The organism is Kocuria nitroreducens, assembly GCF_042879195.1.
GTDB classification, from domain to species: domain Bacteria; phylum Actinomycetota; class Actinomycetes; order Actinomycetales; family Micrococcaceae; genus Kocuria; species Kocuria nitroreducens.
The window spans coordinates 29,358-41,972 of record NZ_JBHZTC010000015.1; the positions used below are offsets into that span (position 1 = coordinate 29,358).

Sequence of the window (12,615 nt, forward strand, 5' to 3'; positions counted from 1 at the left end):
CCGGCCGAGCCGCTGACCGGCGCTGTCCGGGGCGGGCCGGTCAGCTGGCGCGCACCGAGGCCTGCGGGAGGCCTGCCCCCTCCCGGAACCACTCGACCGTGCGCTCCAGCCCCTCCGTCCACGGGACCTCCGGGGTCCAGCCGAGGACCTCGGTCGCGAGCGTGGTGTCCGGACGGCGCACCATGGGGTCGTCGACAGGACGCTCGACGAACTCCAGCCCCGACGAGGACCCGGTCGCGGCGATGACGTCGCGGGCGATCTGCAGCACGGACAGCTCGTGCGGGTTGCCGATGTTCATGGGCCCGCTGTGCCCGCTGTCGGCCAGGGCCAGGATGCCGCGGACCAGGTCGGAGACGTAGCAGACGGAGCGCGTCTGGGCGCCGTCCCCGGCCACGGTGAGGGGCTCCCGGGCCAGGGCCTGGCGGATGAACGTGGGGATCGCGCGACCGTCGAAGGGGCGCATCCGGGGGCCGAAGGTGTTGAAGATCCGCACGATCGCCGTGTCCACCCCGTGCTCGGCGCGGTAGGCGACCGTGAGGGCCTCGGCGAAGCGCTTGGCCTCGTCGTAGACCCCCCGCGGACCCACCGGGTTGACGTGGCCCCAGTAGCTCTCGGGCTGCGGGTGGATCTGCGGGTCGCCGTACACCTCGGAGGTGGAGGCCAGCACGAACCGCGCGCCCTTGTCCTTGGCCAGTCCCAGGGCGTGGTGGGTGCCGATCGAGCCGACCTTCAGGGTGTGGATGGGCAGCTTCAGGTAGTCGATCGGGGACGCCGGGGACGCGAAGTGCAGGACGAGGTCCACGTCCCCGGGCACGTGCACGTAGTCGGTGACGTCGCACTGGACGAGCCGGAAGCCGGGGTCGCCCACGAGATGCTCGATGTTGGCCGCCGAGCCGGTGAGGAAGTTGTCGAGGCACACGACCTCCACCTCCCGGCGGCGCAGCTCGGTGCAGAGGTGGCTGCCGAGGAAGCCCGTCCCGCCGGTCACGACGGCGCGGCGGATCGGACGGGCTGCGCCCGCAGGGGTGGTCGCGTCTGTCGCAGGGTTCACGGTGCTCCTCGGGTTCGAAGGACGGGGCGGAGGTCAGGGAGTCGAAGATCGGGGGCCAAAGGGCGGGCCTCGGCGGACCGGGGCGGGTCCCGGGGGGTCAGGTGCGGGAGGCGCCCAGCTGGGACCTGGCCGCGGTCAGGACCTCCGCCGGGGTGACGGCGGCCAGCCGCTCGTCGAGCCGGTCCGCGTGCGGGTCGCCCCACGCCTGCGCGGTGGGGTCGCCGTGCCACAGCACGGTGTGCAGGTCGGGGTCCACGGCGGGCCCCCATAAGGCGGGCGGTGTGGGGCCGAAGAGCACCACGGAGCGCACGGTCAGGGCGGTGGCCACGTGGGCCACGCCGGTGTCGGCGCTGAGCACCACGGCGGCCGCGCCGACGGTGCATGTCAGGCCGTCCAGGTCCAGGGTCCCGCACCGGTTCTCCGCGGCGTCGATCCCCGCCACCACGGCGGCGGCGAGACCGGCCTCGGCCGGAGAGCCGGTGACCACGATCCGGTGCCCGTCCGAGGCCAGGTCCGCGGCGACCTGCCGCCAGCGATCGGCGGGCCAGCGCCGGGCGCCCGAGGCGGCGCCCGGGTGGATCACCACGGGCGCGTCCTCGGGCGCGGGGCGGTGGTCGCGCAGGCGCAGGTCCTCGGGGCCGCACGGCCCCCCGGCCTCGGCGACCAGGCGGCACCAGCGATGCACCTCGTGCTCGTCGGGCCGCCACGGTGGGCCGTCGTGGCCGGCCTCCGGGGCGGCAAAGCCGACGAGCCGCTCGGGGCGGGAGGCGAGGAGCAGATCGTGGCTGAGCGGCCCGCGCCCGTGCAGGTTCACGGCCACGTGGCCACCGGGGACCGGCGGCAGGGGCACGAGCCCGGGGACCGGGAGCACGCCGTCGACGACGCCGAGCCCGGCCAGCCAGGCGCCCACGCCCGCCGGAGCGGCGAGCACGGTCCGGCGGCCGGGCAGCATCCGGCGCACGCCCCGCAGGGGGGCCACGGCCGTCAGGGCGTCCCCGAGTCCGAGCGCCCGCAGCACGAGCACGTCCCCGGGGCCGATCGACGCGGGGTCCACGGCCCACCGGCCCGGCACGGTCCCGGCCGCGGTGTTCGTCCCGAGGTCGGTGGCGGGCTCAGCGCTCACGGCCGGCCTTCTGCAGGAGCGCGGTGGTGGAGCGCCCCGACAGGTAGGGCAGCACGGTGACGCGGCCTCCCCAGCCCCGGACGTCGACGGCCTCGGGCAGCTGCTCGGGCGTGTAGTCCCCGCCCTTGACCCACACGTCGGGGCGGAGCAGGTTGAGGGCCGCGCGCGGGTCGTCCTCGTCGAAGAGGACGACCGCGTCGACGCTGCGCAGGGCGCCCAGCACGCGGGCGCGGTCCGACTCGCCGACCACGGGGCGGCCCGGGCCCTTGAGCCGGCGCACGGAGTCGTCCGAGTTCAGGAGCACGACGAGGGCGTCGCCGAGCCGGCGCGCGGCGTCGAGGGAGGCGATGTGCCCGGCGTGCAGGACGTCGAAGCAGCCGCCCGTGGCCACCACGGACCCGCCGCGGCCGCGCACCTCGGCCAGCAGGTCCTGCACCTCCCGGGGCAGCCGCTCGGCGCCGGGGTGCGGGACGGGCCGGCCCCGGGCTGCCGCGGCGCGGCGGCTGCGGTAGGTGGCCGCCCCGCCGGCGGCGACCCACTGGCCCGCGGCCTCGACCGCGGTCTCGACGGCCGCCGTCACGTGGGTGCCGCCGCCGAGGGCGAGGGCCGCCGCGGAGGCGAACCGGTCCCCCGCCCCGCAGGGGTCGGTGTTCTGCACGGGCGCCGCGGGCACCAGCTCGGTGCCGGTGGCCGTGGTCAGGTACGCCCCGTCCGCGCCGGCGGTGACAGCCACGGCGCGGGCGCCCCAGTGCCGGCGCAGGGCGCCCGCGAGGTCCCGGGGGGACCCGGGCGCGGCGCCCTCGAGGGCGGCCGCCGCCTCGGCGGCGTTCGGGGTGACGAGCGTGCACCTGGGCACCGGGGCGCCGCCGCGCGGATGGGGATCCCACACGACCACGCCGGTGCGGGCGTGCTCCTCCAGGGCCGTGCGCACGGCGGGGTCGCGCGTGACGCCTCCCCCGTAGTCGGAGACCAGGACGGCGTCCGCCCCGGCCAGGACGGCGGCCACGTGTGCGGCGGTGACGCCGACCGGGGTGCCGGGCCCGCCCTCGTCCACGCGCACGAGGGTCTGCCCCGAGCTGCGGATCCGCGTCTTGGTGCGCGTCCCTCCGTCGTGTCCCAGCCGCTCCAGCCCGACCTCGCCGAGCGCGCCGGCCAGCTCCCGCCCGGCGGCGTCGTCCGCGACCGGCGCCAGGAGGGTCACGGTGGCCGTCGCCGGGACGGCGCCGACGAACGGCGGCTCGGCGCACAGCAGGGCGGCGAGGCCGGCCCCGCCGGGGCTGGCGAACACGCCGTCGACGTCGACCACGGGGACCGGGGCGTCGGGGCTCAGCCGGGTCGAGGTGCCGGAGACGTCCCGGTCCAGCAGGGCGTCGCCCACCACGACGATGCGCGGGGCGCTCACGCGGCCCCCGCCCGGACGGCCGTCCACGCCGGCGTCCCGGTCCCGGCGGGCTCCGCGGACCCGGCGGCCGGCGCCAGACGGGAGTCGACGGCGGCGCAGACGGCGTGCAGCAGCATGAGGTGGACCTCCTGGATCACCGAGGTGCTGGGCGCGGCGACGGTCAGGAACTCGTCCGCCCGCTCGGTCAGCGGATTGGGGCCGGGGCCGGTGAGCGCCCAGACGTGCAGGCCCCGCTCCCGCGCCCGCTCGGCCGCGGCCAGGACGTTGGGGCTGCGCCCGCTGGTGGACAGCACGACGAGCACGTCGCCGGCCCGCCCGTGGGCCTGGACCTGGCGGGCGAACACCTCCTCCACGCCGTAGTCGTTGACGATGGCGGTCAGGCTCGAGGTCTCCGCGGACAGGCACACGGCGGACAGCGGCTGCCGGTCGTCGACGAAGCGGCCGACGAGCTCCGCGGTGAAGTGCTGGGCCTCCGCGGCGCTGCCGCCGTTGCCCACCGCGAGCACGCGCCCGCCGTCCGTGAGCATCCCGGCCAGGCGGGCGCCCCACCGGTCCACCACGTCGGCGTGCTGGGCGGCGTCGCGGGCGGCGACGGCCAGCTCGTCCAGGTGGGCGCCGAGCCAGCGCTCGGTCTGGCCGAGCCGTGGCGGGTGCTCCCGGCGGTGCCGGGCGACGACGCGGGCGTAGGAGCGCTCGGTCTCCTGGGCCACCTGCCGCCAGCCGAAGAGCCGCTCCACGCGCCGGCGCCCGGCGCGGCCCATGCGGGCCGCCAGCTCGGGGTCCGCCAGCAGGGTGCGCAGCGCGGCCGCGGTCCCGGCGACGTCCCGAGGGGGGACGTGCAGGCCGGTCACGCCGTCCTCGATGCTGTCGAGCAGGCCGCCGACGGCGCTGCCCACCACGGGGCGGGCGCAGGCCATCGCCTCGAGCGGGACCATGCCGAACGGCTCGTACCAGGGGGTGCAGGCCACGACGTCCGCCGTGGCGAGCAGCGCGGCGGCGGCGTCGTGGTCCACCCGGCCGAGGAGCTCCACGCGCTCCGCCACCCCGAGCTCCCGGGCCAGCGCCCGCAGCCGCAGGGCCTCGGGGTCGCGGTCCAGCTCGGCGCGGTCGGGACCGCCGGCCACGACGAGCTCCGCGTCGGGCAGCTCGGCGAGGGCGCGCACGACCACGTCCACGCCCTTGCGCTCCACGAGCCGGCCGAGCGCCACGATCCGGGGCCGCCGGCCGCCGGCTTGCCGGGGCGCGGGGACGAAGGCGTCGAGGTCCACGCCGCACGGGACCACGTCGATCCGGGAGGGGTCCCCGCCGAGGGCCAGGAGCTCGGCCTGCTCGTCCCGGCAGGTGGCCAGGACGAGGTCGGCCGCCGCGACGATCTCATTCTCGGCCGCGAGCCGGCCCGCGGGACTGGTGTCGGCCGCGCCCTGGTGGCGGCGCTTGACGGCGCCGAGCGCGTGGAAGGTCTGCACCACCGGGATCTGCATGGTCTCCGCCGCGCGGCGCGCCGCGATCCCGGACATCCAGAAGTGGGCGTGCACGAGGTCGGGCACGCCGCGGCGGGCCCAGTCGCGGGCGAGCCAGCGGCCGAACTCGTCCATGTACGGGGAGAGGTCGTCCTTGGGCAGGGGGCTCGGGGGCCCCACGGGGACGTGGACCACGCGGGCCCCGGGGGCGAGCTCCACCTCGTCGGGCAGGCCCGCGGCGTCGCGGCGCGTGTACACGACGACGTCGTGGCCCAGCCGGGCGAGCTCCTCCGCGAGGGAGGCCACGTAGACGTTCTGCCCCCCGGCGTCGACCCCGCCGAGCGCGGCCAGCGGGCTGGCGTGCTCGGAGACCATTGCGATTCTCATGCTGTCACCTTCTCCAGGATGCGGTCCCACTCCGCGAGGAAGCGGTCCGCACCGTAGTGTCTCAGGGCGTGCGCGCGGGCGGCGGCGCCCGCGGCGGTCGCCGCGTCGGGGTCGTGCAGCCAGTGCCGGGCCCGGGCCGCGAGGGCCTCCGGATCGTTGGAGAGCAGCCCCGCCCCGGGCGGCACCGCCCGCGGCGCCTCGGTGGTCGAGAGCCCGAGCACCGGCATCCCGATGGTCATGGCCTCCAGCAGCGCGAGCCCCAGGCTCGTCCACCGGTAGGGGTGGAAGTAGGCCCGGTGCTCGCCGAGCGCCGCGTGCAGCTTCTCCTGAGGATAGTTCTCGTGCAACCGCCCGGCCATGTGGGGCGCGTGCTGCGCGAGGCGGTCCATGCCCATCCCGTAGACGTCCACGGGCAGCTCCTCGGCCAGCGCCGTCAGCAGGTCGGTGCCCGCGATCCGCCCGCGCCGGACGGGCTCGTTGACCACGGCGGCCAGGCTTGCGGTGCGCCCGGTGTAGAGCGGGCCGGGGTCCAGGATGCCGTGCTCCACGACGTCGGTGGGCGCGTCCCCGTTGTCCCACATGATCCGGTTGAAGTGCGTCACGTGGACCACGGGGATGTCGGAGCGTTCGGCCAGGGGGTGGCGGGTGGCCACGGCTGGCCCCCGCGGCGTGTCGTGCTCCACGTAGACCGCCGGCACGTCGGTCCCTGCCCGGCGCCCGGTCCACCGCTCCAGCAGCTCCAGCTCGTGGGGGCGCTGCAGGAGCACCACGTCGAACGCGGCGTCGGCGAGCTCCTCGGGCGTGCGCTCCTCGGCGGCGGCCGGCCAGTCCCAGGTGTCGGCCCTGCCGCGCCCGTCGGGGCCGCGGTCGGCGACGACGGGCAGCAGATAGGTATGGGGGCCGTGCACGAACGTTGTCGTCCACGACCCGTGGACGTGCCAGGTCAGGATGCGCACCCGGGTCCTCCTTCCGGTTCGGGAACAGTGGCGGAAGCCCCCGGGACGCCGTCCGTCAGCTCCTCGACGGCCGCGAGCACGGCGGCCGGGGACACGGAGGACAGGCACGGGTGGCCGGGGACGGGGCAGTCACGGGCGCGGGAGCCGCGGCAGTCCGCACCCTGGTCCCCGAGCAGCACGACAGGCACGCCGTAGGGCACCCACCGCTCGGGGGGCACCACCGGGGAGAAGAGGGACACCACCGGGGTGCCCACGGCCGCGGCGAGGTGCGCGGGGCCGGTGTTGCCCACGACGACGCACGCGGCGGCGTCCAGCACAGCGGCGAGGCCCGGCAGGTCGGTGCGGCCGGCGAGGTCCAGCACCGGGCCGCGGGGTGCGGCGGCCCGGGCTGCCGCGCAGGCGGCGGCGGTGAGCTCGCGCTCCCCCGGTCCGCCCGTGAGGACGACCGTGCGCCCGGCCACGGCGAGACCCGCGGCGAGGGCCCCGGCGTGCTCGGCGGTGAGCCCGCGGGACGGGACGGAGGCGCCGGGGTGCAGCACCACGAATCCGTCCGGCAGCGCGGACAGCTCGCCCGGCGGCTCCGGGAGCGGGCGGCGGACGGCCAGGCGCAGGTCGTCGGACGTGGGCTCGGGGGCCCCGGCCGCGACGGCGAGCTCCATCCCCGCCTCGACCTCGTGGCCGCCGCCGGGCGGGTCCGCGCGGCGGTGCCGGACGTCCAGCAGCGACCCGGGGTAGTCCGCGCTCGTCGCGACGACACGGTCGATGCCCGCGAGCCGGGCCAGCAGCGCCATGGGCAGGGAGCTCTGGTGGAAGGACGTGAAGACCACGGCGAGGTCGTAGCCCCGGGCGGCGAGGTCCTCCACGAGGGCCGCGGTCGCCTCCCGGTCCACGGGCGGGGGCCGGAAGCCCGACCACGGGGCCGAGTACTCGAGGACCTCGGCCACGTCCGGCATCAGCCGGGCGGCGGCGGCTCCGGACGGGGAGGCCAGCAGGTCCACCGGGTTCCCCAGCCGGGCCAGGGCGCGGACCGCGGGCCCGGTCAGCAGGACGTCCCCGTCCGAGTCGAGGCGGACGGCGAGGGTGCGGCCCACGCTCAGCCCCGGGCCCCGGCCGCCGCGGCCGGTGCCGGGAAGCCGTCGGGGCCGTCCTCCGTCCCCTCGACGGCGGCGGGCGCCAGCACGGAGGCGACCGCCTCCCGCAGGGTCCGGGCCACGGCCGGGGCGGCCGCCACCTCCTCCTCGCGGGTCACCGGGGTGGGGACCAGGACGCTGCGCGCGCCGGCGGCCTGTGCGGCCTCGACGTCAGCGCCGATGTCGCCGATCAGCACGCACTCGGACGGGTCCGCGCCCAGCTCCACGGCGGCCGCCAGCACCATCCCGGGCCGGGGCTTGCGGCACGCGCAGTCCTGCTCCGGGGCGTGCGGGCACAGCTGCCAGGTGTCGAAGGGGCCGAGCAGCTCGCTGACGCGGGCGTTGACGGCGTCGACCTGCTCGCGGGTCAGCAGACCGCGGCCGATGCCGGACTGGTTGGACACCACGCCCACCCGCAGTCCGGCCGCGCGCACGGCGTCGACCGCCTCACGGGCTCCGGGGACGAGTTCGACCGCGTCCGGGTCGCCGTTGTAGGGCACGTCGTGGACCAGGGTGTCGTCCCGGTCGAAGAGCACGGCGCGCGCGGGGACGGGCCACGGCCCGGTCTCCCGGTGATGCCACCAGCCCCGGGCCTTGTGCCGCACGGCGGCCACGGGGATGGTGACGCTGGTGCGGAGCATGCGGCTGAGCTCGGCCAGGAACTCGGGGTCGCCCGGGCGGGGGCCCGGGCCGACGCGCAGCAGCACGAACCGCCCGGTCAGCCAGCCCCACGCCGCGGCACCGGCACCGGCCGCGGCCAGGGCGGAGCGCCGGGTGGACCGGTGGCCCAGGGCCGTGGCGGTGAGCGCCGCTCCGGCGCCCGCTCCCGCGGTGCCCAGGGCGGCGACCGTCGCGACGTGCCACCGGAAGCTGCCGGGAGGGGCCTCGGCCGCACGGCGCCAGTCGGGCCCGTGCAGGCGGCGCATCAGGGCGTCGTCGGCGTTGCCGGCCTGCACGCGCAGGCTCACGAGGTCGTCGGCGGGACGCACGGGGTGCGTGATCCGGCGCTGCCCGCGCACCAGCTGCCACCCGGCCCTGCGCACGCGCAGCGCGAGGTCCGCGTCCTCCCGGTAGGCCCGGGGGAAGCGCTCGTCGAAGCCGGAGACGTCCTCGAGCGCGGCCGTGCGGTAGGCCATGTCCGCGGTCGCCCAGTCGGCGTCCTGGAGGGACGCGGTGTTGCGCTCCCAGTCGGTGGGCCGGCGGTAGCCCGGGAGGGGGACGTCGATCCGGCCCTGCGTCGCGCCGATCTCGGGCCCGCACGCGGCGAGGTCCTCGGCCAGGCGCTGGGCCCAGCCGGCCGGCAGCTCCACGTCGTCGTCGAGGAAGGCGATCCACTCCGCCCCCGAGCGGCGGGCGGCCCGCCAGCCCCGGTTTCGCGCGGCGGCCGGGCCCCGGCCGTAGCCGCGGACGGTGCGCACGGTCCACGCCACGGTGTCGGGCACGCTCAGCCGCAGCGGCTCCACGTCCCCGCGCCGGTCGTCGACCACGACGACCTCGAGCGGTCCGGGGTGGTCCGCGTCGACGTCCTGGGCGGAGAGGGTGTCCACCAGCCACTGGAGGGTCGGCCGCCCCACCGAGGGGACCACGACGGCGTAGGTCGCGGGCGCGGCGGTCACTTGGCCTCCTGGAAGAGGCAGGCGCGGCGGACGAGGTGCGGGCCGAGCACGAGCGCGGCCACCGGGGCCGAGCCGAAGAGCTCGAGGGCGTCGCGGGGGTCGTCGACCATGGGCCGGCCGGCGGTGTTGAGAGAGGTGTTGACGACGACGGGCACGCCCGTGCGCTCGTCGAAGGCCCGCAGCAGCGCCGCGATCCCGGCGTTGTCCTCCTCGGCGACCGTCTGGATCCGGGCGGTGCCGTCCACGTGGGTGACCGTGGGGATCCGCTCCCGCCACTCGGGGGCCACGTCGTGCACGAAGAGCATGAAGGGGCTGGGCATCGGCCCGCCGCTGAAGATGTCCGCGGCGCGCTCCTCGAGCACCATGGGCGCCACGGGCCGGAACTGCTCGCGGCCCTTGACGTCGTTGAGCCGCTCGAGGTTGTCGGGGTGCATGGGATTCGCCAGGAGGGAGCGGCGGCCCAGCGCCCGGGGGCCGAACTCGCTGCGGCCGTCGAACCAGGCGATCACGCCGTTGTCCGCGAGGATGTCGGCGACCTCTCCGGCGAGGTCGTCCGGGGTGGTGAAGGGCACCTGCGCGGTGCTCAGCCACTGCGCGAGCTCCTCGCCCGACCAGCTGCGCCCGAGGGCCGCGGTGGGCTGGGGGTCGCCGAGGTCCCCGGCCTCCTGGGCCAGGTGGAGGGCCGCGCCGAGGGCGGTCCCGGAGTCCCCCGAGGCGGGCTGGACCCAGACCTCCTCGAACGGCGTCTCGCGCCAGATCCGGGAGTTGGCCACGCAGTTCAGAGCGGTGCCACCGGCCATCGTCAGGACCCGGTCACCGGTCTGCTCGTGCAGCCAGGTGGCGAGGTCCACCAGGACCTCCTCGACCACGGCCTGGACCGAGGCGGCGAGGTCGGCGTGGTCGCCGCCCCAGGTGCCGTCGTCGATCCGGCGGGGCGCGAAGCGGGTCCAGTCGGGCGCCTGGGCGCGGAAGCCGCCGTCGCCCGTGGCGCGGACGATCTCGCGCAGCTCTGGCAGGAAGCGGGCCTCGCCGTAGGAGGCCAGGGCCATGACCTTGAACTCGTCGCTCGAGCGCAGGAAGCCCAGGTGGTCGGTCAGGGACTCGTAGAGCAGGCCGAGGGACTCGGGCAGGGTCTGGCGGTGCAGGATCTCCAGCTCGCCGTCCCGGTAGCGGCCAGCCAGGTGCGAGTGCGCCTCGCCGCGGCCGTCCACCACCAGGACGCTGCTCGTGCGGGTGGGGGCGGCGAGGCCGGCGGAGGCGGCGTGGGCCACGTGGTGCTCCACGAAGCGGACCTTTCCGCGGTCCAGGCCGGGGAGGGCCTCGGCGAGGAATCCGGCGGCCCGCCGGGCGTAGTCCACGCGCACCGGGTCGTACGGGTCGTCCCGCATCTCGGCGGCGATGGCCGGGTCGAAGGAGTAGCCCACGGCGTCCAGGTCCGCGGGCGTCAGCCCGGCCTCGGCGAGGCACCAGCGCATCGCCTGCTCGGGCAGCTCCCACGCCGAGAACGGCACGGGACGCTTGCCGTGCTTGCGGCGGGAGAAGCGCTCCTCCTCCGCCGCGGCCACCACTCTGCCGTCCACGACGAGAGCCGCCGCGGGGTCGTGAAAGATCGCGTTGATGCCCAGGTAGTTCATGGATCGGAGTATGGCACAAAATGATCAGGCGGCTGATCTAGGGGCCGTGTCAGCCCCGGTGCCGCACGGTCTCCGCCGCCTCGAGCAGCTCGGGGCCGAGCTCCCGGTCGAACTCGCGGTCGGCGTCCCGCCCCGGCTCCCCGGACAGGTCGCCGAGGAGCTCCCCGACGAGCTCGTCGAGCTGCTCGAAGCCGCTCGGGGCCATCGCCGCCCGGTCCGCGGCAGCCCTGCGCCCGGCCGGGGACAGACACCACCGCAGCTGCTCGTCGAGCCGTCCGGGGTCGAGCTCGTCCGCGCCGACCACGGCCGGCCAGTCCCAGGCGCGCGCCTGGGCCGTGACCTTCCCGCCGCCCGCGACGGGGTCCACGGCGAGCGCCGGCACCCCGGCCCGCAGCGCCAGGACCAAACCGTGCATGCGCATGGTCACCACGGTGTCGAGGCGGGCGAGGACGGACCCCGCCTGGGCCGCGGTGGCGGGCAGGCGCCAGTCCCGCGGGTCCAGCCGGGTGTCCAGCGGCAGCCGGGCGGCGTCGAGCCGGGCCAGCCACTCCTCCAGTCCGGCTCCGACGTCGTCGTGCCGGCGGCGGGCTCCGTACTCGTGCTGCCCGGAGGTGAGGTAGACGCCCAGTACGGGCACGAGCTGGGGAACGGCCCGTGCGGCGAGGTCCCGGCGGGCGTCGGCACCGGGACGGTCGCGGGCGATCACGCGGTGGAACCCGGCGGTCACCGGGTCCGCGGGGTCCAGGACGCTGACTCCCACCGCGATCCGGCGGCAGTGGGCGAACTGCTCGTGCAGCGCGGCGATCGACCGTCCGGTCGCGGGCCCGCACACGAACAGCAGGTGGGTGTAGCGCGCCGGCTCGACGTCGTCGAGCCGCAGCCCGCCGGGTGGGCACATGACCGCGCTCCAGGCGACGTCGTGCGGGACGCCCGCCGTGCCGAGGGCGTCGGCGACGGCGTCCATGGCGAGGACGTCACCTGCCGTGGCCTCGCCGTGCAGGACGCTGGACCAACCGACCACGAGTGTGCGCATGGCGTCGACGCTACCGGTCGGGGCGGAGCCCACGGCCGCTCGGCGGGCGCACTGTGGGCACTGTCACGTCCGGTAACGACTCGGCACGACGACTGGTGACCCGGGACACAGAGGTCTACGCTCGATGGCACGGGTCGATCAGCCGGCCGTGACGTCCTGTCGTGGAAGGACTCCCTCCATGGACCATCCCCTGTCCGTCGTCGTGCAGATCGAGCTGGACACCCGGTGCGTGCACCCGGTGGTCACCGGCGACCTCACCGAGCGCAGCCGGCGGACCCTGACCCCGCTCGGCGACCGCGCCCTGTTCCCGGGCGCGTCCGTCGCCGTGGACCCCAAGGGCGCCCAGCACGTGGACCCGGGCGGCCCGGACCGGCTGCGGTGGTCCCTCGACCACGGCCCCGCGCCGGAGCCGGGAGGCGCCGTGCAGGTCCTCACCCGGCCGGTGCCGTTCGGCCTCCCGGAGGCGGTCCGCCCGGCGGCCCGTCCGCACGCACCGGCACCCGCGCCCCGGAACAGCGCCGAGCGGGGCGGGGTGGCGGCATGAGCGGCCTCGACGTCGTCCCGTCCTCGGCGGACGCCGGTGCCGGGGATACCGCAGGCTGCGACACGTGCCTGACCCCGGACTGCGACTTCCCCGGGGACCTCTCCGCGCTGCCCCTCGTGGAGCTGCAGGTCCTGCACAGCAGGATCGTGTGCCAGCTCGAGCACGAGTACCTGGTGAACGCCGACGGCCCCCACCCCGTCACCCAGGACCGCCACGAGGAGCTCGTGGCCGCCCTCGAGGCCCGCCGGGAGGCGGCCCCCGGAGTCTGACCCTGTTCCC

The 12,615-nt window shown here is 76.9% G+C and carries 11 protein-coding genes; 2 read left to right on the plus strand and 9 right to left on the minus strand.

Going from position 1 to position 12,615, the window contains the following annotated elements; genetic code table 11:
- Nucleotides 1-40 precede the first annotated feature (40 nt).
- From ACFYE1_RS11540 to ACFYE1_RS11580, 9 genes are all read right to left on the minus strand, one after another.
- Nucleotides 41-1,051, minus strand: a complete 1,011-nt coding sequence (locus ACFYE1_RS11540; protein ID WP_387742864.1) for a UDP-glucuronic acid decarboxylase family protein — start codon at nt 1,049-1,051, stop codon at nt 41-43.
- Between the two features lie 97 nt (nt 1,052-1,148).
- Nucleotides 1,149-2,174, minus strand: a complete 1,026-nt coding sequence (locus tag ACFYE1_RS11545; RefSeq protein ID WP_387742866.1) for a glycosyltransferase family 9 protein — start codon at nt 2,172-2,174, stop codon at nt 1,149-1,151.
- Nucleotides 2,164-3,576 carry a PfkB family carbohydrate kinase gene (locus ACFYE1_RS11550; protein WP_387742868.1) on the minus strand — a complete coding sequence of 471 codons (1,413 nt, stop codon included), beginning with the start codon at nt 3,574-3,576 and terminating at the stop codon, nt 2,164-2,166. Before ACFYE1_RS11550 ends, ACFYE1_RS11545 begins: the two co-directional genes overlap by 11 nt.
- Nucleotides 3,573-5,423, minus strand: coding sequence for a glycosyltransferase (locus ACFYE1_RS11555; protein WP_387742869.1), 1,851 nt, complete (start codon nt 5,421-5,423; stop codon nt 3,573-3,575). The genes ACFYE1_RS11550 and ACFYE1_RS11555 overlap by 4 nt, the downstream gene beginning before the upstream one ends.
- Entirely contained in the window at nt 5,420-6,379 is a 960-nt protein-coding gene (locus ACFYE1_RS11560; RefSeq protein WP_387742871.1) for a glycosyltransferase, read from the minus strand. The genes ACFYE1_RS11555 and ACFYE1_RS11560 overlap by 4 nt, the downstream gene beginning before the upstream one ends.
- On the minus strand, nt 6,367-7,470 hold the full coding sequence (locus ACFYE1_RS11565; protein WP_387742873.1) for a glycosyltransferase family 9 protein: 1,104 nt from the start codon (nt 7,468-7,470) through the stop codon (nt 6,367-6,369). Before ACFYE1_RS11565 ends, ACFYE1_RS11560 begins: the two co-directional genes overlap by 13 nt.
- 2 nt (nt 7,471-7,472) lie before the next feature.
- On the minus strand, nt 7,473-9,125 hold the full coding sequence (locus ACFYE1_RS11570) for an HAD-IIIA family hydrolase (protein WP_387742875.1): 1,653 nt from the start codon (nt 9,123-9,125) through the stop codon (nt 7,473-7,475).
- Complete coding sequence (locus ACFYE1_RS11575) at nt 9,122-10,759, minus strand: carbamoyltransferase family protein (protein WP_387742876.1); 1,638 nt, start codon at nt 10,757-10,759, stop codon at nt 9,122-9,124. Before ACFYE1_RS11575 ends, ACFYE1_RS11570 begins: the two co-directional genes overlap by 4 nt.
- 49 nt (nt 10,760-10,808) lie before the next feature.
- The gene (locus ACFYE1_RS11580; protein WP_387742878.1) at nt 10,809-11,792 is read right to left on the minus strand and encodes a polysaccharide pyruvyl transferase family protein; all 984 of its coding nucleotides are present in this window, start codon (nt 11,790-11,792) and stop codon (nt 10,809-10,811) included.
- 178 nt (nt 11,793-11,970) lie between these two features.
- Here ACFYE1_RS11580 and ACFYE1_RS11585 point away from each other — a divergent pair, with 178 nt between their 5' ends.
- Both ACFYE1_RS11585 and ACFYE1_RS11590 read left to right on the plus strand, forming a co-directional pair.
- Nucleotides 11,971-12,336 (plus strand): hypothetical protein, encoded by a 366-nt coding sequence (locus ACFYE1_RS11585; RefSeq protein ID WP_387742880.1) that lies wholly within the window; start codon nt 11,971-11,973, stop codon nt 12,334-12,336.
- Nucleotides 12,333-12,605: a hypothetical protein gene (locus ACFYE1_RS11590; RefSeq protein WP_387742881.1), complete on the plus strand. Its 273-nt coding sequence runs from the start codon at nt 12,333-12,335 to the stop codon at nt 12,603-12,605. The genes ACFYE1_RS11585 and ACFYE1_RS11590 overlap by 4 nt, the downstream gene beginning before the upstream one ends.
- Nucleotides 12,606-12,615: the final 10 nt, after the last annotated feature.

Bases quoted from the DNA above. Each gene is read 5' to 3' on its own strand.
- ACFYE1_RS11555 (WP_387742869.1), bottom strand. From the start codon at position 5,423: ATGAGAATCGCAATGGTCTCCGAGCACGCCAGCCCGCTGGCCGCGCTC.
- ACFYE1_RS11575 (WP_387742876.1), bottom strand. From the start codon at position 10,759: ATGAACTACCTGGGCATCAACGCGATCTTTCACGACCCCGCGGCGGCT.
- ACFYE1_RS11580 (WP_387742878.1), bottom strand. From the start codon at position 11,792: ATGCGCACACTCGTGGTCGGTTGGTCCAGCGTCCTGCACGGCGAGGCC.
- ACFYE1_RS11585 (WP_387742880.1), top strand. From the start codon at position 11,971: ATGGACCATCCCCTGTCCGTCGTCGTGCAGATCGAGCTGGACACCCGG.
- ACFYE1_RS11590 (WP_387742881.1), top strand. From the start codon at position 12,333: ATGAGCGGCCTCGACGTCGTCCCGTCCTCGGCGGACGCCGGTGCCGGG.